At 64.5% G+C, this 21,962-nt stretch carries 20 protein-coding genes, 1 tRNA gene and 1 pseudogene; 14 read left to right on the top strand and 8 right to left on the bottom strand.

The genetic code is table 11. The features are described from left to right. The first annotated feature begins 40 nt into the window (after positions 1-40). The 6 genes from QF015_RS15155 (at position 41) to QF015_RS15180 (ending at position 5,933) form a co-directional block, all read left to right on the top strand. The gene (locus tag QF015_RS15155; RefSeq protein WP_429390004.1) at positions 41-907 is read left to right on the top strand and encodes a helix-turn-helix domain-containing protein; all 867 of its coding nucleotides are present in this window, start codon (positions 41-43) and stop codon (positions 905-907) included. Between the two features lie 136 nt (positions 908-1,043). Beyond that, a complete protein-coding gene (locus QF015_RS15160) occupies positions 1,044-1,997 on the top strand; it encodes an ABC transporter substrate-binding protein (protein WP_429390006.1) in 954 nt (317 codons plus the stop codon). Beyond that, complete coding sequence (locus QF015_RS15165) at positions 1,994-2,875, top strand: siderophore-interacting protein (RefSeq protein WP_429390008.1); 882 nt, start codon at positions 1,994-1,996, stop codon at positions 2,873-2,875. The genes QF015_RS15160 and QF015_RS15165 overlap by 4 nt, the downstream gene beginning before the upstream one ends. Further along, positions 2,876-3,970, top strand: a complete 1,095-nt coding sequence (locus QF015_RS15170) for a Fe(3+)-siderophore ABC transporter permease (protein ID WP_429390009.1) — start codon at positions 2,876-2,878, stop codon at positions 3,968-3,970. After that, positions 3,970-5,073: a FecCD family ABC transporter permease gene (locus tag QF015_RS15175; RefSeq protein WP_429390150.1), complete on the top strand. Its 1,104-nt coding sequence runs from the start codon at positions 3,970-3,972 to the stop codon at positions 5,071-5,073. The genes QF015_RS15170 and QF015_RS15175 overlap by 1 nt, the downstream gene beginning before the upstream one ends. After that, positions 5,070-5,933: an ABC transporter ATP-binding protein gene (locus QF015_RS15180; RefSeq protein ID WP_429390011.1), complete on the top strand. Its 864-nt coding sequence runs from the start codon at positions 5,070-5,072 to the stop codon at positions 5,931-5,933. The genes QF015_RS15175 and QF015_RS15180 overlap by 4 nt, the downstream gene beginning before the upstream one ends. A gap of 14 nt (positions 5,934-5,947) precedes the next feature. Here QF015_RS15180 and QF015_RS15185 read toward each other — a convergent pair whose 3' ends face one another. Then, positions 5,948-6,844 (bottom strand): LysR family transcriptional regulator, encoded by an 897-nt coding sequence (locus QF015_RS15185; protein ID WP_429390012.1) that lies wholly within the window; start codon positions 6,842-6,844, stop codon positions 5,948-5,950. A gap of 137 nt (positions 6,845-6,981) precedes the next feature. Here QF015_RS15185 and QF015_RS15190 point away from each other — a divergent pair, with 137 nt between their 5' ends. After that, positions 6,982-8,364: an MFS transporter gene (locus tag QF015_RS15190; RefSeq protein WP_310203345.1), complete on the top strand. Its 1,383-nt coding sequence runs from the start codon at positions 6,982-6,984 to the stop codon at positions 8,362-8,364. A 4-nt stretch (positions 8,365-8,368) separates the two neighbouring features. Beyond that, the gene (locus QF015_RS15195) at positions 8,369-9,118 is read left to right on the top strand and encodes a 3-hydroxybutyrate dehydrogenase (RefSeq protein WP_310203343.1); all 750 of its coding nucleotides are present in this window, start codon (positions 8,369-8,371) and stop codon (positions 9,116-9,118) included. 25 nt (positions 9,119-9,143) lie between these two features. Here QF015_RS15195 and QF015_RS15200 read toward each other — a convergent pair whose 3' ends face one another. Next, on the bottom strand, positions 9,144-9,521 hold the full coding sequence (locus tag QF015_RS15200) for a winged helix-turn-helix transcriptional regulator (RefSeq protein ID WP_310203341.1): 378 nt from the start codon (positions 9,519-9,521) through the stop codon (positions 9,144-9,146). A 101-nt stretch (positions 9,522-9,622) separates the two neighbouring features. Here QF015_RS15200 and QF015_RS15205 point away from each other — a divergent pair, with 101 nt between their 5' ends. Next, positions 9,623-10,486: an SDR family oxidoreductase gene (locus QF015_RS15205; RefSeq protein WP_310203339.1), complete on the top strand. Its 864-nt coding sequence runs from the start codon at positions 9,623-9,625 to the stop codon at positions 10,484-10,486. 77 nt (positions 10,487-10,563) lie between these two features. On the opposite strand, the gene QF015_RS15210 is transcribed toward QF015_RS15205, so the two are convergent. Continuing rightward, positions 10,564-12,000: an amino acid permease gene (locus tag QF015_RS15210; RefSeq protein ID WP_310203337.1), complete on the bottom strand. Its 1,437-nt coding sequence runs from the start codon at positions 11,998-12,000 to the stop codon at positions 10,564-10,566. Positions 12,001-12,266: 266 nt separating this feature from the next. On the opposite strand from QF015_RS15210, the gene QF015_RS15215 reads away from it, so the two are divergent. Next, positions 12,267-14,369 (top strand): ALF repeat-containing protein, encoded by a 2,103-nt coding sequence (locus QF015_RS15215; RefSeq protein ID WP_429390016.1) that lies wholly within the window; start codon positions 12,267-12,269, stop codon positions 14,367-14,369. Between the two features lie 164 nt (positions 14,370-14,533). Then, on the top strand, positions 14,534-15,340 hold the full coding sequence (locus QF015_RS15220) for an IclR family transcriptional regulator (protein WP_310203333.1): 807 nt from the start codon (positions 14,534-14,536) through the stop codon (positions 15,338-15,340). 3 nt (positions 15,341-15,343) lie between these two features. Here the strand turns inward: QF015_RS15220 and QF015_RS15225 are convergent, their stop codons facing one another. After that, positions 15,344-15,781: an SRPBCC family protein gene (locus QF015_RS15225; protein WP_310203332.1), complete on the bottom strand. Its 438-nt coding sequence runs from the start codon at positions 15,779-15,781 to the stop codon at positions 15,344-15,346. 206 nt (positions 15,782-15,987) lie between these two features. Here QF015_RS15225 and QF015_RS15230 point away from each other — a divergent pair. The 3 genes and pseudogenes from QF015_RS15230 (at position 15,988) to QF015_RS15240 (ending at position 19,771) form a co-directional block, all read left to right on the top strand. After that, positions 15,988-17,726 (top strand): annotated as a pseudogene (locus QF015_RS15230) (urocanate hydratase). A gap of 4 nt (positions 17,727-17,730) precedes the next feature. Further along, complete coding sequence (hutH, locus tag QF015_RS15235; protein ID WP_429390018.1) at positions 17,731-19,323, top strand: histidine ammonia-lyase; 1,593 nt, start codon at positions 17,731-17,733, stop codon at positions 19,321-19,323. Between the two features lie 199 nt (positions 19,324-19,522). Next, complete coding sequence (locus tag QF015_RS15240; protein ID WP_310203326.1) at positions 19,523-19,771, top strand: hypothetical protein; 249 nt, start codon at positions 19,523-19,525, stop codon at positions 19,769-19,771. Between the two features lie 123 nt (positions 19,772-19,894). Here the strand turns inward: QF015_RS15240 and QF015_RS15245 are convergent, their stop codons facing one another. From QF015_RS15245 to hutG, 4 genes are all read right to left on the bottom strand, one after another. Then, the gene (locus QF015_RS15245; RefSeq protein WP_090823628.1) at positions 19,895-20,116 is read right to left on the bottom strand and encodes a hypothetical protein; all 222 of its coding nucleotides are present in this window, start codon (positions 20,114-20,116) and stop codon (positions 19,895-19,897) included. 162 nt (positions 20,117-20,278) lie between these two features. After that, positions 20,279-20,349: transfer RNA gene (locus tag QF015_RS15250), tRNA-Cys, on the bottom strand. A gap of 84 nt (positions 20,350-20,433) precedes the next feature. Further along, a complete protein-coding gene (locus QF015_RS15255) occupies positions 20,434-20,901 on the bottom strand; it encodes a hypothetical protein (RefSeq protein WP_429390021.1) in 468 nt (155 codons plus the stop codon). A 60-nt stretch (positions 20,902-20,961) separates the two neighbouring features. After that, on the bottom strand, positions 20,962-21,912 hold the full coding sequence (hutG, locus tag QF015_RS15260; RefSeq protein WP_429390023.1) for a formimidoylglutamase: 951 nt from the start codon (positions 21,910-21,912) through the stop codon (positions 20,962-20,964). Positions 21,913-21,962 lie beyond the last annotated feature (50 nt).

Genomic DNA, 21,962 nt, shown 5'->3' on the forward strand with positions numbered 1-21,962 from the left:
GCTTACCATAGTAAGGCTCACCTAACTTCGAGAAGGCCACATGACCCGCCAAGCTGTATCGCAATCCGGACAGGCTGGACCTGTTGCGGAAGTGCTGCCGGAACTGCGGCAGGACGCACCTGTCGAGGGCGAGGCGATGTCGCAGGTCTATGGCGTCTACACGGGGTATTTCGACTGCGCGACGCCTGCAACCTGGACCGAACACGTCCACGAAACACATGAGTTGCTGTGGGGTGCCCGCGGGGTGCTGACCGTGGAAGCCGATGGGGGCTTCTTCGCTGTTCCGGCAACGCTGGGGTTGTGGATTCCAGCAGGGGTGGTCCATGCCGTGAAATCCACGCAAGGAACAGGGTTCTACTGCTCGCACATTGATGCGAAGGTGGCTCCGCACTTGGCTGAAAGAACGGTGGCGGTCACCGTACCCACGGCCGCGCAGGAACTGTTGCGCCATATGAGTACCTTCGACATGGATGACGCCATTCGCCGGCGGTCGGAGCAGGTGGTGGTGGGGTTGCTGGATGTCGTGGACGCCCGGCCAATGCTGTTGCCGATGCCCACCGATCCGCGGCTGGAACTCATTGCCCGCGCCCTTCTGGATGATCCCGCCTTGGACCGTTCACTGGAGGAGTGGAGCGTGGAGGTCGCCATCAGTGTCCGCAACCTGTCCCGGCTTTTCCATAAGGAAACCGGCATGACATTCGCGCAGTGGCGCATCCACGCCCGCGTGCGGGTTGCCTTGGGCTTGCTGGCCGCGGGCTACCCGGTTTCATCGGTCAGCAGGAGGGTGGGTTACAACAACCCGAGCGCCTTCGTGCAGGTGTTCCGAAAGGTGATGGGGCACACTCCGGGGTGGTACGCGTCCTCCCTTAAGGCCGGAAACCATCACTCTTTGGCCGGTTCCGAATAGAATCCAACGGTTTCCCACGGGATTGCGTTGTTAGGGTAGGTATACCTAACTTCGACGGCTATGCAGGGAACCCCTCCAAGGGTTGCGGCCGCCAATGGGAGCTTCCCCGTCTCCCCTGAGAATCAAGAGGACCACAGTGATTTCACGCTCTAAAACCATGTCCGCCGCCGTTGCGGCACTGGCCTCCACAGCCCTTCTCCTGAGTGGATGCGCCACTACCGACGCCAGCGCCAGCGCCAAATCGGAGACCCGAACCGTCACCAGTGAGGTGAAGGAAGTCAGCATCCCAGCGGAGCCCAGGAAGGCCTTGGGCATGTACACCACGGACCTGGACATGCTGATCACGCTCGGCATCCCGCTGGCAGGCCAGCAGCCGATCCGCGACAGCGGCTACTCGGGCTTCCCCTCCTTCTTTGACCAGGAAGCACTGAAGGGCATCACGCCCTTCACCAACTACCCGGAGTTCAACTTCGAGGCCATCCTCAAGGCCCAGCCGGACGTCATCCTTAACGGACTGGGCTACAAGAAGGACCTTGACGGCAAGCTCTCCGACATCGCCCCGACCTACACCTTCAATGGATTCGACGGCAGCGATTGGCGCACCAAGTTCAAGACCGTGGCTGAGGCCTTCGGCAAGACGGAGCATTACCAAGCCTGGATGGACAAGTACCAGGCAAAGGTGGACGACGTGAAGAAGCGTCTGGCCGAGGCCGGCAAGAGCGACATGGTGATTGGCCCCGTGGACTACTACGAGGACCAGGTTTCGGTCAGCTGCTACGGAACACCGTGCTTGGTGATCAAGGACCTGGGCTTGAAGGTTTCCCCCTTGGCCGATGGCGAAGGCGTCAAGCTGAGTGCCGAGCAACTCGAACAGCTCAACGGAATCGACGCGATCATCACCACCGAGGTTCCCGAAAAGGACGGCGCCAACCCGGACGCCTTTGCCCCGCTGGCCAACAACAAGCTGTGGACCTCGCTGCCGTTCGTGGCCAACAAGCAGATCCACACGTACGACCTCGAAATGATCTATGGCTCCCCGAGCGGCCAGTACGCCCTGCTGGAGAAGTTCGAAAAGGCCCTCCTGTCATGATGGGCATCTACCGTGCTGAGGTCGTTTCCACGCGGCTTCTTACCCCGGGAATGGTCCGGATTACCTTCGGTGGTCCAGGGCTGGCTGACTTCGAAAGCACCGGCGTGGGGGACGAATACCTCCGGGTGTTCCTGCCTGACCCGGGCACTCATGAAGCCCGCCTGCCCCTCTCCACCGGCGACTCATGGGACTGGTCCGAGGGCGTCGAGCCGTCCGCTATGCGGACCTACACAGTCCGCGCAGTGGACGCCGCCGCGGGGACGGTGGACATTGACTTCGTCGTTCACGACGGCGGACTGGCAGCTTCCTGGGCGCAGCGCGCCCAGGTGGGTGACGTCGTCGGGCTCAACTCGCCTACCGGACTGTATGAACCGCCGGCGGACCTGCAATGGCAGATCCTGCTGGCCGATGCCACCGGGCTCCCGGCCGTGGCCCGGCTGGTGGAGCAGACGCCGCCGGGCGTTCGGACGCGGGTCCTTATCGAAGTTGAGGAACCCTCGCATCAGCAGGAGTTGGCCCTCGGCGCCGGAACGGAAGTGGCCTGGATCCACGGCGGCAATGGTCACAGCCAGTCCCGCCTGGACGAGGCCCTCAAGAGCATGGAGCTGCCCGGCGGCGTGGGCTATATCTGGGTGGCCGGCGAAACCAAGGTGCTGCGCGGAATCCGCAAGTACCTCCGCCACGACAAGAAGCTCACGCCGGAGTCTTACAAACTGATCGGCTACTGGACCGACAAGAGCGAAGCCTGGGAAGAGCGCTGGGAAAACCTCGACGCCGAAACCCGCCGCTGGTTCGACGACCTCTGGTCCGGCGACAAGCGGGATCGCGAGGAAATCGTGGACCTGCAGGACGCCAAGTTCGAATTGCTGGGCCTCTAAATGGCGTCCGGAACCATGGCTCCGCGTTCGGCTGTGGCTGAGGTGCAGGGCGCGACGCCGCCGTCCCCGGCACCGGCGTTGTCAGCGGGACTGGTGGCCGTCAACCGGTACCGGTTGCTGGGCCTGCTGGCAGGTATTGCTGCGTTGGCCCTGGTTCTGTGGTTGAGCCTGGTAGTAGGCTCCAAGGACGTCGATGTGGCCGCACTCTGGCCCGCGATCACCGCAAACGACGGCTCGCCGGAACACGTGATCATCGGCGACCTCCGCTTGCCCCGCACCGTCACCGGCATGGTGGTGGGAGTGGCGCTGGGCCTGTCCGGGGCGCTGATCCAGGCGCTGACACGCAACCCCTTGGCGGACCCCGGGATCCTGGGCGTCAACGCGGGTGCGGGCTTCTTCGTGGTCCTGGGTGTTGCGTTGTTCGGCGTCACCAGCATCCATGAATACATCTGGTTCTCCTTTGCAGGGGCCGTGGTTGCCACGGTGGCGGTGTACTTCATCGGCTCACGGGGGAGGGGCGGGGCAACACCGCTCCGCCTTACCCTGGCCGGAGTTGCCCTGGGCGCAGTCCTCGGCGGAATTTCCTCCGGGATTACCCTGCTGCGGCCCGGCGTATTCGACAGCATGCGCAGTTGGAGCGCCGGCACGTTGAGCAACCGCACCTGGGAGATCTTCACTGCCGTCGCGCCCTTCATTATTGTTGGAACGCTCATCGCCCTCGCCCTGGCCCGGCCCCTCAACGCCGTGGCCATGGGCGACGACACCGCCAGGTCCCTCGGCGCCAACATCGTGCGCACGCGGGTCTGGACCATCGTGTCCGTCACCTTGTTGTGCGGCGCTGCGACCGCTGCAGCGGGCCCCATCGGCTTCGTGGGGCTCATGATCCCGCACGTTGCCCGGTGGATCGTCGGGCCGGACCAGCGCTGGATTTTGGCCTACACCCTGGTGCTCTCGCCCGTGCTCCTTCTCGTCTCGGACATCGCGGGCAGGCTGGTGCTCCGTCCCGCCGAAATGCAGGTGGGCATCATCACCGCCTTCATCGGCGCACCCGTGCTGATATGGCTCATTCGACGCCGGAAAGTGAGCACCCTGTGATTTCGCTTGACCGGACGTCGTCGCTTGGCCGGACCTCTTCCGTTGACCATGCGCCGTCCATCGATTTCGGCCGGCGTACCCTTGCTGTCCGCCGCTTCGGCGGGCGCCTCTCACTGCGTGTCGACGTCCGCACGGTGATTGTCACCGCCGTGCTGGCAGCCGCCGCCCTGATGCTCACCGTCGTCGCCCTGGGCCTGGGTGAGTTCAGCGTCGCGGTGCCGGACGTCGTGGCAGCCCTGCTGGGCCATTCCAGCGGTGCCGTGCACATGGTGGTGGTGGAGTGGAGATTGCCCCGCGTCCTCCTGGCCCTGTTATTGGGGGCGGCCATGGGTGTCAGCGGGGCAATCTTCCAGTCGCTGACGCGCAATGCGCTGGGCAGTCCGGACGTGATCGGCTTCAACACCGGCGCGTACACCGGCGCGCTGGTGGTCATCCTGCTCATGGGTGGAGGCTACTTTGCGGTGTCCGCGGGTGCGTTGGTGGGCGGGCTGGTGACTGCTGCCCTGGTGTACCTGTTCGCCTTCAAAAAAGGCATTCAGGGTTTTCGGCTCATCATTGCCGGCATCGCTGTGAGCGCCATGTTGGCGTCGGTGAACACCTGGATGATCCTCAAGGCCTCGCTGGAACAGGCGATGTCCGCGGCGGTCTGGGGTGCCGGCTCCCTGAACAAGGTGTCGTGGGACCAAGTGCTGCCCGTCGTGGGTGTCTTCGTGGTGCTGCTGACCGTGTTGTCTTTTTATGGCCGGCGGTTGGGACTTCTGGAGATGGGTGACGACGCCGCCAGGGCCTTGGGCGTCCGGCTGGAAGGGTCGCGCCTGGTCCTGGCAGTGGTGGGCGTGGCTCTGACGGCGATGGTCACCGCTGCGGTCGGACCGATCGCGTTTGTTTCCCTGGCCGCGCCCCAGTTGGCCCGGCGCCTCACCAGATCCGCATCCGTGGGCATGGTTCCGTCCGCGGCCATGGGTGCGTTCCTGCTGGTGGCCAGCGACATCGTGGCGCAGAACCTCTTTGCGCCGGTCCAACTGCCCGTGGGAGTGGTGACCGTGAGTATCGGCGGCTGCTACCTCGTATGGCTCCTCGCCCGCGAGGTGAAACGGCAATGAGTGAAGAAGTGAAGGAGTTTGCTGTGGCTGATGTGGTGGTTGAGCCGGTATCTGTTTCTGTTTCTACGGGGGATTCTCTGCCTGGTTCGCGGCTCCACGCCGAGGGTGTGAGCCTCGGTTACGCGGGCCGCACGGTGTCCGAGGCCCTGGACGTGCTCATCCCTGATGGCGGATTCACCGTCATTGTGGGCCCGAACGCGTGCGGGAAGTCGACGCTGTTGCGCGCGCTGTCCCGGCTGCTGGAGCCTACCTCGGGGTCGGTGCTTTTGGACGGCAAGAGCATCTCGTCCTATGGCGCCAAGGAAGTAGCCCGCCGTTTGGGCCTCCTGCCGCAGACCTCCATAGCGCCTGACGGTATTACCGTGGCCGACCTCGTGGCCCGTGGGCGCTACCCGCACCAGAAGCTGCTGCGCCAATGGTCCGAAGCTGATGAGGCCGCGGTAGTTCAGGCGTTGGAAGCTACCAACGTTGATGGATTGTCCGGCCGTTTGGTGGACGAGCTCTCCGGCGGTCAGCGGCAACGGGTCTGGGTTGCCATGGTGCTGGCCCAGCAAACCCCATTGCTCCTGCTGGACGAGCCCACCACGTTCCTGGACATCGCCCACCAGATCGAACTGCTGGAACTCTTCCGGCGTTTGAACAACGAAGGCAACACCCTGGTGGCCGTGCTGCACGACCTCAACCACGCCTGCCGCTATGCCACACACCTGATCGCCATGAAAGATGGTGCGGTGGTGGCAGAGGGCCGGCCAGCCGATGTGGTGACCGCCGAGTTGGTGGAGCACGTGTTCGGCCTGCCCTGCATCATCATCGACGACCCCGTGAGCCACACACCGTTGGTGATCCCGCTGGGCTCTTGACCCCGCTGTACGAGTCACCCAACCCCCAGCAACTCCTCGCGCCTGCTTTCGGTCTCCTCGCGCAGGGCCTGGACGACGGCGGCTACCGCGGGGCGGCGCATGGAGTCCGGGCGGAGGACCATCCAGTAGGGGAGCAGTTCCGCGAAGTCGGAGGGGAGCAGGCGCACCAGGTCCGTGTGCCGGTCCGCCATGAAGCACGGCAGGAACCCAATTCCGGCCCCGGCCCGGGTGGCTTCAACATGGACGAACACGTTGGTTGAGCTCAATCCATCGCGCATGGTCGGGACCAGCCTGCGGGGTGCATCGAGGTCGTCCACCTGGAGCATCGAATCCACGAAGTACACGAGTTGGTGCCGGGTGAGCTCTTCGATGCTGGCCGGTGTTCCGTTGTCCGCAAGGTAGGCCTGCGAGGCGTACATCCCCAGCCGGTACTCTCCCAGCCGGATCGCTTCGGCCCGGTGCACCTGCGGCGTTCCCACCACCACTTCGATGTCCAAACCGGAGCGCTGCTGCAATGCCCGCCGCGTCACCGTGACAATTTCCACGCTGAGGCCGGGGTGTTCACGCCGCAGCCGCGCCACCGCCGGTGCCGCGATATAGGCGCTGAATCCGTCGGTAGCCGTCATGCGTACGACGCCGGTGATCGGGTCGGGCGCGCGGTCGCTGGGACCCAGCACGCCCACCGCAGCTTCGATCCGCTCTGCGACCAGCACGGCTTCGGCCCCCAGCTCCGTGACTTCCCAGCCGCCGGCTGCACGCGCGAGGACCCTGCCGCCGAGCGCCTTCTCGAGCGCCGCTATCCTGCGCGAGACGGTGGTGTGGTTCAGTCCCAGGGCTTGGGCCGCCGTCGTGAATTTTCCTGAACGCGAGACGGCGAGGAAGATGAGGAGGTCATCCGGGTTCGGTTTCATATCTGCAATTTTGCACATACATAGTGCCTCTTTGGTCATTGAGGCGCAGCAAATGTGCGGCAATACTCAGTGGAGCATGTCGTGTTGTGGATCACATCACGATCAAAAGGGTCAAAGAGGACACTGAGGAGATGGATATGAGCGTAGAGCAGCGCTCCGCATCAAGAGCCGGGAAAGATGCCGGCAAAGGCTCCGGCCTGAAGAAGATCGTCGCAGCTTCCATGGTGGGTACCGTGGTGGAGTGGTACGAGTTCTTCCTGTACGCCACGGCCGCCACGTTGGTTTTCGGCAAGTACTTCTTCCCGAGCACCGGCAACGAACTGGACGGCATCATCCAGGCGTTCATCACCTACGCCGTCGGATTCGTGGCCCGGCCACTCGGCGGCATCGTGTTCGGCCAGATCGGCGACAAACTGGGCCGCAAGCCCACACTGCAGCTGACGATCGTGATCGTCGGTGTCTCCACGTTCCTGATGGGCTGCCTCCCCGGCTTCATGGACATCGGATACTGGGCGCCGGCCATGCTGGTGGCGCTCCGCTTCATCCAGGGCTTTGCGCTCGGCGGCGAATGGGGCGGCGCTGTCCTCCTGGTGGCCGAGCACAGCCCCAACAAGTCGCGCGGCTTCTGGTCCTCATGGCCCCAGGCGGCAGTGCCGGTGGGCAACCTCCTGGCAACGCTGGTCCTGTTCGTCATGTCCACCACGCTCAGCAGTGAAGCCTTCCTCGGCTGGGGCTGGCGCGTGGCATTCTGGCTCTCCGCAGTGATCGTGTTCGTCGGCTACTACATCCGCACCCACGTCACCGAAGCCCCGATCTTCCTCGAAGCCAAGGCGCAGGTGGAGGAATCCAAGGCCATCAGCTACGGCGTGGGCGAGGTCATCCGCAAGTACCCCAAGGGAATCCTCCAGGCCATGGGCCTCCGCTTCGCAGAGAACATCATGTACTACCTGGTGGTGAGCTTCGCGATCGTCTACCTCAAGAGCGTCCACAAGTACGACACCTCTTCGCTCCTGCTGGCCCTCCTGATCGCCCACGTCATCCACTTCCTGATCATTCCGCAGATCGGACGCTTGGTGGACTCGTGGGGACGCAAGCCCGTGTACCTCGTCGGAGCGATCACCGGCGCCACCTGGCCGTTCTTCGCCTTCCCCATGTTCGACACCAAGAACGCCGTGATCATTGTCCTCGCCGTGACCATCGGCCTGTGCCTGCACGCCTTCATGTACGCCGGGCAGCCGGCCATCATGTCCGAGCTTTTCCCCACCCGCATGCGCTACTCGGGTGTCTCGCTCGGCTCGCAGGTCACGTCGATCTTCGCCGGCTCCCTCGCCCCGCTGCTGGCAACCCAGTGGCTCAAGGACACCGGCTCCTGGGTTCCCACGGCCATCTACCTGGTGGTCGCCTGTGCGATTACCGTCGTCGCTGTCGTGTCCTTGAAGGAGACCAAGGGCATCGCTCTGCAGGAAGTGGACGAGGCCGACGCCATCCGCCACGGACTCACTACCGCCTCGAAAGGCTGATGAGATGGACAACTCCTTGAACGGACGCAAAGCTCTGGTGACCGGAGGCGCGAGCGGAATCGGGGCAGCCTGCGCCCGGGCGCTCGCCGCCCGCGGGGCGAAAGTAGTAGTGGCCGACGTCGATGCCTCCGGAGCTGCGGCGCTCGCCGACGAGCTGGGCGGCACAGCCTGGACGGTGGATCTGTTGGACGTCGACGCGCTGGCCGCTTTGAGCCTCGACTGCGACGTTCTGGTCAACAACGCCGGCATCCAGAAGGTTGCGCCGATCGAGGAGTTCGAACCCGCGGAGTTCCGGCGGATCCTGGCCCTGATGCTGGAGGCGCCGTTCCTCCTCATCAGGGCCGCCCTCCCGCACATGTACGCCAACGGGTTCGGCCGGATCATCAACATCTCGTCCGTTCACGGGCTCCGCGCCTCCGCCTACAAAAGTGCCTACGTCTCCGCCAAGCACGGGCTGGAAGGGCTGAGCAAAGTCACCGCTTTGGAGGGTGGCGAACGAGGGGTTACCTCCAACTGCATCAACCCGGGCTACGTCCGGACGCCGCTGGTGGAGAAGCAGATCGCGGACCAGGCCCGGCTCCACGGCATCCCCGAGGCCGAGGTCCTGGCCAAGGTGATGCTGACGGAGTCAGCGGTGAAACGGCTGGTGGAGGTGGAAGAAGTCGCGTCGTTGGCAGCCTGGATGGCCTCCGACGACGCCGGCATGGTCACCGGCGCGAGCTACACCATGGACGGCGGCTGGTCGGCCCGGTAGCGCGCCCCCCGCGGGGTGTTCCGGGCTAATTCTGGCCGTTGATGATCTCGTCAGCGTTGTCGAAGGCCCAGGTCACCAGGGGGATGAGCAGGACGGCGAGTTCACGGCCGCGGTCGGTCAGGCTGTAATCCACCCGGGGTGGGATGACAGGCTGGGCGTCGCGGCGGACGAGGCCGTCCTTTTCAAGTGTCTTGAGGGTCTGGGCCAGCATTTTCTCGCTGATCCCGTCAGCCCGGCGTCGAAGTTCGCTCCAACGCTGCTCGCCCTCTGAGAGCGACAGCAGAATGAGCACGCCCCACTTGCTGGTGATGTGGTCCAGGACGGTGCGGCTGGGGCAGCCGGCGGGAAACACGCCGTCGGCGATGCTGGCCGGAAGTGGAGCAGGTGCAGCACTTACTTTCATGTCAGTACCTTACCTTAAAGTGCGTACTCTCTTTTGGGAAGTTTTTGAAATGGTGGCTCGTTGACCAGCATGACAGAGCAAAAACCTTGGAGAGGAAAACCATGAGCATCGTTATCACCGGAGCAACCGGACAGTTGGGTCGCCATGTTGTGGAAGCACTCCTGGAACGCGGGGTGCCCGCGGACGACATCGTGGCCACGGGCCGTTCCGTAGGGAAGCTGGCTGACTTCGCCGCGCGTGGCGTTCAGGTCAAGGAGATGGACTACGAGGTTCCCTCCTCCGTTGCGGACGCGCTCAAGGGAGCCACCAAGGTCCTGCTGATCTCCAGCAGCGCTGTTGGTCAGCGGGTTGACCAGCACCGGACCGTGATCGAGGCAGCCAAAGCGGAAGGCGTGGAGCTCCTTGCGTACACCAGCATCGCCAATGCCGAAACGACGGGGATGAAGTTGGCGGCCGAGCACCAGGCCACCGAAGACATCCTCAAGGAGTCCGGCGTGCCGTTCGTCCTGCTGCGCAATGGTTGGTATTTGGAGAATTACACGGAGCAACTGCCTGGGACCCTGGCCCAGGGAAGTCTGGCAGGCAGCGCCGGTGAGGGCAAGGTCAGCGGCGCCTCACGGGCAGACTACGCACATGCTGCGGCCGCGGTCCTGGTAGCCGGGGACCAAGCGGGCAAAGTGTACGAATTGGGCGGCGATGAGGCCTTCACTATGGATGAGCTCGCCGCGGAAATCAGCGCAGCGACCGGTAAGACAGTGGTGTACAACGATCTCCCCGCGGCTGGCTACGCCGGCCTGCTCACCAGCGTGGGTGTTCCGGAAGCCTTCGCCGAGATCTTGGCCGACTCCGATCTGGGCATCGCCCGGGGCGACCTCCTGGTAACCGGCGGAGACCTCCAGAAGCTGATCGGCCGCCCGTCGACTCCGTTGTCCGAGGCCGTGCGTTCCGCCGCTGCTTCCGTCTAAGCAGCTCCGCGAGATGACAGTTGATGCCAATGTTCGGCGTGAACATTGGCATTAACTGTCACTTCGGCGCGGGGTTTCTAGGAGGTTTCGTCCACCAGCTCTGCGCGCCGCAGGCCGCCACCGCGGACCCACAGCTTGTAGGCCACGAACAGGAGGACCAGCCAGGTTCCGCCCACATACAGGGCTACCCGCGTGTCCTCGAAAACACCCAGGATCACGATGACCATCGCCATGAACGCCATGGTCAGGATGGACGCAGCGGGCCAGAGCGGAGAACCGAATTCCGACGCCGGAAGGCCCTTGCGTTTGATCTCCCGCTTCATCGCCACGTGCGAAGCAAGAATCATCACCCAGACCCACACCGTGGCGAACGTCGCGATGGAGGCGATGAGCACAAAGACATCTTCCGGAATGACGGCGTTCAATACGACGCCCACCAGCAGGATCCCGCCCATCATCACCACGGTCATCCACGGAACACCGTGCCGGGAGATCTTGCCGAAACTCTTGGGCGCGTGGCCCTGCTGGGCGAGGCCGAACAGGATGCGGCCGGCACCGAAAATGTCGCTGTTGATGGCCGAAAGAGCGGCAGTGATGACCACGGCGTTGAGTATGTGCGGGGCAGCAGGGATACCCAGGCCGTCGAAGATCTGCACGAACGGGCTGCCGCTGCTGCCGATCTCGTTCCACGGGAAGATGCTCATCAGCACGCCGAGGGTCAGTACGTAGAAGAGCAGTACGCGGACCGGCACAGTGTTGACTGCCTGCGGAATGACTTTCTTGGGGTCGGCCGCTTCGCCCGCGGTGATGCCGATCGTTTCGATGCCGCCGAAGGCAAACATCACGACGGCGAACGCGGCCAGCAGCCCCTCGAAACCATTCGGGAACAAACCGCCGTGGTTCACGAGGTTCCCCAATCCCGGTGCCACGCCACCGCCGTCGCCCGTTTGGAAACCGAACACAACGATCGCCGCACCACCGACGATCATGGCGATAATCGCCACCACCTTAATCAGCGAGAACCAGAACTCCAGCTCACCGAACACCTTCACGCTGAGCAGGTTCATGGCGCCCAGGAAAAGGATGATTGCGAGCACCCAGATCCATCTGTCCACCTGCGGAAACCAGAAGCCCATGTAAATACTGAAGGCAGTGACGTCGGCAATGGCCACGATTGCCATCTCGAACACGTAAGTCCACCCGGTCACAAAGCCCGCAAACGGTCCCAGATACCTGGACGCGTATTGGCCGAAGGAGCCGGACACGGGGTGTCGGACGGCCATTTCGCCGAGGGCGCGCATCACCATGAACACGGCAGCGCCGCCGATGATGTAGGCCAACAGGACGGCCGGGCCGGCTTTCTGGATGGCGGAGGCCGAGCCGTAGAAGAGGCCGGTGCCGATAGCGGAACCGAGTGCCATGAAGCGGATGTGGCGGACGTTCAGGCCTCGGCTGAGCGCCGTACCCGCGGCTTGGAGGACAGAGCTCTCCGCAGCCAGCTTGGTTTGTTGCATAGTAAAACCTTCTCGTCTTTGGGAGGGGATCGCTATCCAGCAGATCACTTTTGGGGCGCTTGTGATCGGACTCACGGGGGTTTGGTGTCTTTGATCGCAGACACCGCAGTTTTGCCCGGTCGGGGTGGTTGTGATGAGTGGCGAAAGTCATAGCCTCTGGTTGGATATGATGACCGCGGACAGCTCATCAAACGGTCAGGCATCCCTCGCTTTCAGCGTCGCCCCCCTTGAATGCAGCGCTGCCACCGTATCCGGATGGGGGACTTGTGATTTCCGTACTTCGAGGCGCACGACGCCGTTGGGCCGCTGCCGTTGTTGCCCTCGCGGCCGGGGCGTCCCTGCTCTTTGCTGCCCCCGCGCACGCCTACGACATTCCCGATTTTGAGGTCCCGGTCGCATCGCAGGCTCCGCTGCCCTACGTGGAGCGGGCGTCGGACGCGGCGGGCGTCCTTGAGCTGTGGAGGACGGGTGGACCCGCGACCCGCGCCGCTGCGGCGACGGCCCTTGCTGGGGGCAGCGATGCGATCCAGGCATTCGTCGACGGCGGCCAGGACGTGCCGCTGACAGCGGACCGCAAGCAGGTGGTCACCGAGCTGACGGAGCGGGGGAGCGCGCATGTTCGCTCGTCGGCCAAGAACGTCCTGGCGGCGAATGATCCCGCAATCATCGCCGGCTTCCTCTCGGTGGGATGGGCCCAGACGTGGAATGGCGATCTGCGCACTGCGGCGACGTTCTTCACTGAGGTGGAGAACCCCCGGATTAAGGCTGCTGCATCGAAGGTCCTGGAGTCCGGCGACGAAGCAGTGGAGAAGTTCGTTCTTGAAGGCTGGCGAAATATTGCTCAAGGGCAGGACCGGGAGGCCGTAACCTACCTGACCGATTCCCCCGTAGCTGCCGTTACGCTCGGAGCCCAGGCAGCCTTGGATACCAACAACCCTGATGCAATCGCGGACTTCCTCCGCTACGGCCGGTTCGTCGCCGCAGACCATCACACCGAGGCGACCGCCGTGACTTCGCTGCTCCAGCAGGTCAAAGACGACGTTAAGGCCAACGCTGTCGGCACCGCAGCAGTTGCTGATCGGGCCAAAGCGGCCGTGGAGCAAGCGCGAAACACCGCCGCGGCCGCCCGCAAAGCAGACACGACACGTCTGACTGCTGATCGCGACCTCCTGAGTGCCCGGGCCGTTCCGCGAAATGTCCTGGACAGCGCAAGCGTGGCTTCCGAGAAGCCGTTCAAGGAAGCCTTCGCAAAAGCCGCCAAGGAATTGCCCGGACTCCTGTCGACCCTCACCGCTCCCGGTGCCGATCTTGACGCGCTGATCAAGGAAGCCCGGCAGGTCGCCCTGGATCTCGCACTGGTCGGCACGCCTGAAGTGAAGAAGGCCGCCGCGACTGCCCTGGTGGGTGGGGATTCGGCCATCAAGGACTTCGTGGCCAAGGGCCACGCGGAAGCCATTGCACGGGACTCAAGCGGTGTGTCCGCGTTCGGCGCGGACCGTCAGCGGGTCTATCAACTACTGGCCCAGGGCGGCAGTCACGTCAACAAAGCCGCGGATATTGCCCTGGGCTCCACCAACCACGCAGATGTCCGCTCTTTCCTTGAGTATGGGTTCGCTACTGCGCAAGACCTGGACAACCGCATCCTTGCCTACGCCACTCTTGACAAGGGGTCGGAACGACGGGCGGCCGCCACCGTAGCGCTGGAGGGCAGCCGGGCTGATCTTCGGGCATTTGCCACCGCCGGGCAGTTTGCCGCTGCCGAGCGCGACGAAGCTACCGCCGCCCACGTTGCCTCGATTGACGCCATGATCGCCGAACTCGCCGGGCTGGCTGACAAGGCAGCGGTCGACGCCGGTGTGGTGGCTGACGCCGCCAAGGCCGCTGAAGCAGCGCGCCAGGCGGAGGCGGCGAGGGCTGCCGAAGCAGCGAAGGCCGCCGCAGAGACAGAGCAGGCGCGGGGGAAACTTCCCCTGAATGTGCCGCGGGATGACTCTTCCGGGTTGTTCGAAGCAGCCCCCAACGTGGTGCCATGGCCGCAGGCCCCAGGTTCCGCCGTCGAGCTTGACGTAACCGGCGAGGCGCCGGACGGCGGGCCCGTCGACGCTGAACGTCCCGACATCACGGATGTCGACGTTCCGACGGCTGCCACGTGGCCCAGCGAATCGGCGTCGACGGAGTCTTTGTCGCCGGAAGCGGCCGCTCCGTTGGCAGCTTCCTCCACCGGGCTGGGAGGTTGGACCATTGGCTTGATCGTGGCGCTGGTTCTGGCCGCTGCCGGCGCCATCACGTTCCTGCTGCGCCGAAAGGGTGTGGCGCCGGCTTCCGGTAAGCCTGGCGCCGCGGGTGCTGCCCCACAGCCCAAGCCGTAGCCCCCGCTCAAGTCCTGCCTGCCTCAGCCCCAGAACTGTCTGATACTCCAGACACCGAGCAAGCCCTCCGGGTTGGCTGCGCAGCCCCACAGGGTGCACGCTTGAGTACGGGATACCGGACAGTCTGGTTCGGGGGTTCCCGCTAAGACGAGCAGTGAGGAACCATGACAACGTCGCCAGTGGCACCCGGCAAGGCCACCTCAAAAGTCCCTGCCGCCGAGAACACCTTGCGGATCTTGAAACTGCTGGCATCGCGGCGCGGACCCATGGCGGCATCGAACATTGCCACAGCGCTGGGTTTGCCCCGCTCAAGCGTCTATCACCTGCTGGGCGTCATGGAAGCGAACGGTTTCGTGCTGCACCTCCACGAAGAGCAGCGCTACGGGCTGGGCATCAGCGCCTTCGAACTCAGCTCGGCATACTCGCGCCAGGAGCCATTGTCCCGGCTTGGCCGGCCCATGCTCGCGTCCCTGGTTGATGTGATCGGCGAGAGCGCACACCTCGCGGTGCTCCATGGCCGCGACGTCCTGTACATCGTGGAGGAACGCGCCAAGAACCGGCCGAGCCTGGTGACCGACGTCGGGGTCCGGCTGCCCAGCCACCTCACCGCCTCGGGCCGCGCAATCCTTGCCGCCTTGCCAAAGTCGCAGGTCCGCGCCCTCTACCCGAACGCGGCTGCCTTTACTTCGAGGCACGAAGTTGAGTTCCCCATCATGAAGTACTCTGCGCTGTCATCCCATCTGGACCAGGTGCGGCAGCGTGGCTACGCCACGGAAAACGGCGAGATCACGCCCGGGTTCGGCTCCATCGCGGCCGCTGTGACGGACCACGTTGGATGGCCGACGGCGGCAGTGGCCGTCACGTTCCTGGAGGACAAAGTGCCGGCCGAGCAGTGGCCGGTGCTCGCTTCCCGTATCCAGAAAGCGGCGGACGAGCTGTCGGTGAGGATCCACGGCCGCCCTGCCGGCTAATCCTTACCTGTGGTCCCGGGCCTCGCGCTCGACGAGGTGACGAAAGGCCTCCAGCTCGCCTTTGAAGCTGCCCCGATACGACCCCATGGCGAAAAGCCGCCCAAAGATCCCCGCAATGAACCCCCGGGTCGTAAACTCCTGGTTGATCCGCGTACCTTCGCCCTCCGGCACGAACGTGACGTCCGATTCGCCCTTCAGGATTGTGTTGCCGAAACGGGTCCGGAGGTGCCGGGGCCGCTCCACCGCAAGGATCTCAGTGGGGCTCGCCATGCGCCCAAACCACACCGTGTAGCGACTGCCGGGCGCGTCCAACGAACCTTCGAGATCGGTCACACGGGTGACTCCGCCGATCCACTCGTGAAACCGGTCCAGATCCGTCCAGGTCGCGAAGACGCGCTCTGGTGATGCTGCGACGAGGGTGGACACGCGGAACGTTCCCATGGGTCCAGCATGCTCTCGTTGCCGCGCAAATGCGAGGGCTTGCGGGCTCCCTTCCATCCTCGCGGGAGCCCCGGAGAAAGCAAGTGCACATGTCTGAAATACCGGACAGCACCACTCGAAAAGCCATTCCGGCCGCTGTGTAAAGGGGCTTTAGTAGAAGCAGAAGATCTTTCCACCACACACTTTCCCAAGACGAAGGAGTCACCATGGCACCCGCCGATTTCACCACTGGTGCCCGTCCGGTCAAGGCCGCTCGAGGTACTGAACTTACTGCCAAGTCGTGGCAGACCGAAGCGCCGTTGCGCATGCTGATGAACAACCTGGACCCCGAGGTTGCCGAGCGCCCCGATGACCTGGTGGTGTATGGCGGCACGGGCCGCGCCGTCCGCTCTTGGGCGCTTTCGATGCGATCACCCGGACCTTGGAAAGCATGGAAAAGGACGAGACGCTCCTGGTCCAGTCCGGCAAGCCGGTAGGTGTATTCCGGACCAACGAGTGGGCGCCGCGCGTACTTCTGGCCAACTCCAACCTTGTGGGCGACTGGGCAACGTGGCCTGAGTTCCGCCGCCTCGAAGCCGAGGGCCTGATGATGTACGGCCAGATGACGGCCGGTTCCTGGATCTACATTGGTACCCAGGGCATCCTGCAGGGCACGTACGAAACGTTCGCCGCCGTCGGAAATAAGCTCGCCGCCGCCAGGCAGAACACGGGCCGTCACCCGGCACCGGCGGCAGCCGGTTCCACCGAAGGTCCGCTGGCGGGCACCCTGACGTTGACCGGCGGTTGTGGCGGCATGGGCGGCGCCCAGCCGCTGGCTGTCACCCTGAACGACGGCGCGTGCCTGATTGTCGACGTCGACGAAACCCGGCTGCGCCGCCGCGCCGGCAAGCGCTACCTGGACGAGGTCGAAGCGGACCTGGACACCGCGATCGCCAAGGTCAACAAGGCCAAGGAAGAGCGCCGTGGCTGGTCCGTCGGCTACGTGGGCAACGCCGCCGAGGTGTTCCCGGAACTGTTGCGCCGCCACAAGGCCGGAGAGCTGACCATTGATGTGGTCACGGACCAGACGTCCGCGCACGATCCGCTGTCCTACCTTCCCGAGGGCATCAACGTCGATGAGTGGCACACTGAAGCTGAAGCCGACCCGGAAGGTTTCACCAAGAAGGCGCAGGCATCCATGGCTCGGCACGTACAGGCCATGGTGGAATTCCAGGACGCCGGCGCCGAAGTCTTCGATTACGGCAACTCCATCCGTGACGAGGCCCGCAAGGGCGGCTATGACCGGGCGTTCGAGTTCCCGGGCTTCGTCCCGGCATACATTCGTCCCTTGTTCTGCGAGGGGCTGGGCCCGTTCCGCTGGGTTGCCCTGTCAGGTGACCCCGAGGACATCGCCGTGACGGACAAGGCCATCAAGGAGCTCTTCCCGGAGAACACCCACCTGCACAAGTGGCTGGACGCTGCAGCGGACCGCGTGGAATTCGAAGGCCTGCCGGCCCGTATTTGCTGGCTCGGTTACGGCGAACGGGCCAAGGCCGGCCTGCTCTTCAACCAGCTCGTGAAAGAAGGCAAGGTCAAGGCTCCGATCGTGATTGGCCGTGACCACCTGGACTCGGGCTCGGTGGCATCGCCTTACCGCGAGACTGAATCCATGGCTGACGGTTCCGACGCGATTGCTGACTGGCCGCTGCTCAACGCCATGCTCAACACCTCCTCCGGTGCCACGTGGGTATCGATCCACCACGGTGGCGGCGTCGGCATCGGCCGGTCCCTCCACGCCGGGCAGGTCTCCGTCGCTGATGGCACCGACCTTGCCGCGGAGAAGCTCGAACGACTCCTGACCAACGACCCCGGCATGGGCGTCATCCGCCACGTCGACGCCGGTTACGACCGCGCCGTCGACGTCGCCAACGAACGCGGCGTCCGCATCCCCATGAACGAGAAGTAAGAACATGACTATTACCTCCAACGAGCAACTCACCGTCACCCTCGGTTCCAGTGGCGTGACCCCGGAAGACGTCGTCGCCGTCGCCCGCCACGATGCCAAGGTGACCATTTCCCAGGATGCCCTGGACAACGTTGCCAAGGTTCGTGCGCACATCGACAACCTCGCCACCAGTGACGTCCCTGCCTACGGCATCTCCACGGGCTTCGGTGCGCTGGCCAACCGCCACATCCCCAACGACCTCCGCACGCAGCTGCAGAAGTCGCTGATCCGCAGCCACGCGGCGGGCATGGGCCCGGCCGTTGAACGCGAAGTGGTCCGCGGGATCATGTTCCTCCGCGCCAAGACCCTGGCCTCCGGCCGCACGGGTGTCCGTCCGGTGGTCCTGCAGACCATGGTGGACGTCCTCAACGCGGGCATCACCCCGCTGGTCCGCGAGTTCGGTTCACTCGGCTGTTCCGGCGACCTCGCCCCGTTGTCGCACTGCGCCCTGGTCCTCATGGGCGAAGGTGAAGCGACCGGTCCCGACGGCGAACTCTACGGCGTTCCCGGCAAGCAGACAGTGGCTGAACTCCTCACCCAGCACGGCATCGAGCCGGTCACGCTGGCGGAGAAGGAGGGCCTGGCGCTCGTCAACGGCACCGAAGGCATGCTCGGCATGTTGCTGATGGCCATCGCCGACATCCGTTTGTTGCTTGCGACGGCGGATGTCACCGCCGCGCTCAGCGTCGAGGCGCTGCTGGGCACCGACCAGGTGTTCCTGCCCGAGCTCCACGCAGCACTGCGTCCGCACCCGGGCCAGGCCGCCAGCGCCGACAACATGCTGCGCGTACTGTCCAACTCGCCCATCGTCGCATCCCACCGGATCAACGACACCAAGGTGCAGGACGCTTACTCGCTGCGTTGCGCCCCGCAGGTTGCCGGCGCCGTCCGCGACACCGTGGACCACGCCGCGCTGGTCGCTTCCCGCGAGCTCGCAGCTGCGATCGATAACCCGGTGGTCCTCCCGGATGGCCGCGTCACGTCCAACGGCAACTTCCACGGCGCCCCCGTGGCCTATGTCCTGGACTTCCTGGCCATCGCCGTGGCGGACCTCAGTTCCATCGCCGAGCGTCGTACGGACCGCATGCTGGACCCGGCCCGCTCACACGGACTTCCGGCCTTCCTCGCTGGAGATCCGGGCGTTGACTCCGGCCTGATGATCGCCCAGTACACGCAGGCCGGCCTGGTTTCGGACAACAAGCGCCTTGCTGTTCCGGCGTCGGTGGACTCCATCCCGAGTTCCGCCATGCAGGAAGACCACGTGTCCATGGGCTGGCACGCCGCCCGGAAGCTGCGCAAGGCCGTGGAGAACCTCCGCCGGGTGCTCGCCGTCGAGCTTGTCACCAGCGCCCGTGCCATCGACATGCGCACGCAGATGTCCGACGGCGAGCTCACCCCGGGTCCGGCCGGTGCGGCCGTGCTCGAGGTACTTCGCGAAGTGGTCCAGGGCCCAGGCACCGATCGGTTCCTGTCCCCCGAACTGGAAGCGGCTGACCGTTTGGTTGGCTCCGGCGCGGTCCGCGCGGCCGCCGAATCCGCCGTCGGGATTTTGGCCTGACGTCGAATAAAACGCTCATTTGATGGGCAGATTTGTCACGCCCCGGACTTTGTTCGCAACGCAATCTCCGGGGCGTGGCAAATGTAGTAGAACTTATGGTGTACGTCACGTCCACGACAACGGTGTCGTGGGCTTGACGGTCAACCGTTCACACAACTCAACACACAACAGAGAACATCCACAAAGGGGTAGAAGTTCAATGAAGGCACGCGGAGCAGTCCTGTCCAGGCGAAACGCCCACTCGGCGACGGTTTACGACTGGAAGACGCTGAACGTTGGCGAGACCGTGGAAGTGGTGAAGTACGCCCATGTGATCGCCACCGGCCGGGTCGAGGAAATTTCCAGCAGCGGGAACGTGGTGTGGCTTGAGCATTCGGGGCCGGGCGTCACCGAAGAGGGCAAGGAACTGTTCATGAAGTCCGACGGCGTGACTCTCCGCCGCGCGTAGGCGTCAGTTCCTGGAGGTAAGCGTTAAACAGAAACCGGGGCTCGTTCCCTTTCCGCGGGTAGTAGTAGCGGAAGGGAACGGGCCCCGGTTTTTGGCGTCGCTGCCGTAGATACGTTGGGGGTATCAGGCGGCGAGGACTTCGTGGGTCTGACCGAAGGGAACGGATTCGTCCAGGGCCACGGTGTAGGTGCCGGGCTCGTGGCGCGTCACCAGAATTCCGCAGGCAGCGTCGGCTGCTGCGTTTTCGATCAGGGCATCCACGGCGCGGTCGAGTCCGTCGTGGATCTCGTCTGCCTTTGAAAAGGACAGGCGAATTTCGCGTTCTGCAGTCATTGCAGGGGTCATTGGGGGGCCTCCTATTACGTGCCGCATGCGAGGGCGACCCATCAATCATAGGTGGTGGCAGCAGAAGATATGTAAGATGACTGGCACGCTAGTGACCTGCGTCTCTTTGGCGGGTGGCCAGGCTGCTGCGGTGGGCGGGGCTCCAGTCTTCGAGCCCCTGAGACGTGGTGGCGGGATTCGAACCCGCGTGCGCTGCTTTGCAGGCAGCTCCCTGGCCTCTCGGGTACACCACGTGCAAACGACCCTAGGCGCCTGGATGTGGTCGGAGCAAAGTTCATTGCCCAGGCTTTCCCAGGGCTACGGAACCTTGCGCAGGGCTACGTGGTGTTGCTTTTGGTTGCCGCCCATGACAGGGTCCGGCCAGCCTGGATAAGGCGGCCTAAAGCTGCCGCGATCAGGAGGGTAAGGATCGCTGCTGCCATGTGGGTGTACAGGAGGAGATGGATGTCGCCGGCACTGGATGTGGTCCCGGCGGGCACGTCTCCCAAGACCTGGCCGCCGTGCAGGTGATCCAGCACGCCATTGCCCGGAAAGAATCCGCCCAAAGTGACGAAGCCGAAGTGAAGCAGTTGCTGGGCCAGCGCGGAAAAGAGCAGCAACAGCAACGGCCCGTGCACCCAACGGCCAATGAGCTGGGCGGCCAGCGCGCCCAGCGCAGCGAACGCCAGGAGAACAGGTATGGCCGGAGCGCTGCCACCGGCGACCATGTGGGCGGCCAGGCCCAGGCCAACTGCCACTGGGCCTACTGCCCAGGCCCACTTGTCCTGCACAGGATTTGCGCGCATCGCCGTCCTTCCCTCCCCACAGGCTAAGCGGAGGGAGGCGGTTGGAAAAGAGGGGGGGATCTATGCCAGCAGCGTGTTCACCAGCCGTGCCGCAACTTTCGCGGTCCGGGAGTCGATGTCGAACTCAGGGTTCAGTTCGGCGACGTCCAGGTGAAGCAGCTTCCCGCTCGCGGCGACCTGGCGGCAGATCGCGCTGATCACCGGCAGCGGCACGCCATACGCAGCGGGTGCGCTGACCCCGGGAGCCACCGATGCGGGCATTACGTCAAGGTCGATCGTCAGGTAAAGGACGTCGACGTCCGCGAGGAACTCCGCAACGAAGACCTCCACGGCCTCCGGGGAGCACTGCTCATCAAGGAGGTACTTCACGCCCCACCGATTGGCGGTGTCAAAAAGCGTGCGCGTGTTGTTGGGCTCTGAAATTCCGACGACGGCGTACTTCAGTGCGCGACCCGCGGCCGCCTCCGCGTGGGCCATCTGCAGGAACGGCGTGCCCGAGCTCGGAACCGGCTCATCGCGCAGGTCAAAGTGGGCGTCCAGGTTCAGCACACCCAGCCGCTTGCCGCCCGTGACCGCCTCGGAGCCTGCAACGCCGAGATAGCTGGCGAACGCGGTTTCGTGGCCGCCACCCAGCACCACGGTGAGGTTCCCGGCGTCGAGCAGTCCCGAAATGGCGCGCCCGGCGCGCTCCTGGCCCGCTTCCAGCAGGTCGTCCTCCACCACCACATCCCCGGCGTCGAAGACGTCACGGTCCAGATGGAACGCCAGCGGACCCAGCGCCGTTCGGATGGCGGCCGGAGCCGCGGCAGCACCCGCGCGGCCCTTGTTGCGAAGGACGCCGGCGTCGCTGCAGAATCCCAGCACGACGGCGGGACGCGAGGCTGCTGTGGGCGCCGGCTCAGGCAGGGGTGATACAGCCTGCCACCAGCGGCGATGTTCGGCACCGTCGCCGTCAAAACGGCCGGTCCACGGGGTGGGGCTGACATCTACGCTGAGGAGGCTTGTTTCCATTCTTAAAGCACACCCCACCCGAGCTGCTGAAACCAGCAGTTCAAAGCGGG

Source organism: Paenarthrobacter sp. TE4293 (assembly GCF_050435325.1).
In the GTDB taxonomy this organism is placed as follows: Bacteria; Actinomycetota; Actinomycetes; order Actinomycetales; family Micrococcaceae; genus Arthrobacter; species Arthrobacter nitroguajacolicus_C.

Excerpts from the sequence above, each read along its gene's own strand:
- QF015_RS15195 (WP_310203343.1), top strand. The coding sequence starts at position 8,369 with ATGGACAACTCCTTGAACGGACGCAAAGCTCTGGTGACCGGAGGCGCG.
- hutH (WP_429390018.1), top strand. The coding sequence starts at position 17,731 with ATGACTATTACCTCCAACGAGCAACTCACCGTCACCCTCGGTTCCAGT.
- QF015_RS15225 (WP_310203332.1), bottom strand. The coding sequence starts at position 15,781 with ATGGGAACGTTCCGCGTGTCCACCCTCGTCGCAGCATCACCAGAGCGC.
- QF015_RS15210 (WP_310203337.1), bottom strand. The coding sequence starts at position 12,000 with ATGCAACAAACCAAGCTGGCTGCGGAGAGCTCTGTCCTCCAAGCCGCG.
- QF015_RS15220 (WP_310203333.1), top strand. The coding sequence starts at position 14,534 with ATGACAACGTCGCCAGTGGCACCCGGCAAGGCCACCTCAAAAGTCCCT.
- QF015_RS15240 (WP_310203326.1), top strand. The coding sequence starts at position 19,523 with ATGAAGGCACGCGGAGCAGTCCTGTCCAGGCGAAACGCCCACTCGGCG.
- QF015_RS15200 (WP_310203341.1), bottom strand. The coding sequence starts at position 9,521 with ATGAAAGTAAGTGCTGCACCTGCTCCACTTCCGGCCAGCATCGCCGAC.
- QF015_RS15255 (WP_429390021.1), bottom strand. The coding sequence starts at position 20,901 with ATGCGCGCAAATCCTGTGCAGGACAAGTGGGCCTGGGCAGTAGGCCCA.
- QF015_RS15185 (WP_429390012.1), bottom strand. The coding sequence starts at position 6,844 with ATGAAACCGAACCCGGATGACCTCCTCATCTTCCTCGCCGTCTCGCGT.
- QF015_RS15190 (WP_310203345.1), top strand. The coding sequence starts at position 6,982 with ATGAGCGTAGAGCAGCGCTCCGCATCAAGAGCCGGGAAAGATGCCGGC.
- QF015_RS15165 (WP_429390008.1), top strand. The coding sequence starts at position 1,994 with ATGATGGGCATCTACCGTGCTGAGGTCGTTTCCACGCGGCTTCTTACC.
- QF015_RS15170 (WP_429390009.1), top strand. The coding sequence starts at position 2,876 with ATGGCGTCCGGAACCATGGCTCCGCGTTCGGCTGTGGCTGAGGTGCAG.
- QF015_RS15180 (WP_429390011.1), top strand. The coding sequence starts at position 5,070 with ATGAGTGAAGAAGTGAAGGAGTTTGCTGTGGCTGATGTGGTGGTTGAG.
- QF015_RS15245 (WP_090823628.1), bottom strand. The coding sequence starts at position 20,116 with ATGACCCCTGCAATGACTGCAGAACGCGAAATTCGCCTGTCCTTTTCA.
- hutG (WP_429390023.1), bottom strand. The coding sequence starts at position 21,912 with ATGGAAACAAGCCTCCTCAGCGTAGATGTCAGCCCCACCCCGTGGACC.
- QF015_RS15205 (WP_310203339.1), top strand. The coding sequence starts at position 9,623 with ATGAGCATCGTTATCACCGGAGCAACCGGACAGTTGGGTCGCCATGTT.
- QF015_RS15155 (WP_429390004.1), top strand. The coding sequence starts at position 41 with ATGACCCGCCAAGCTGTATCGCAATCCGGACAGGCTGGACCTGTTGCG.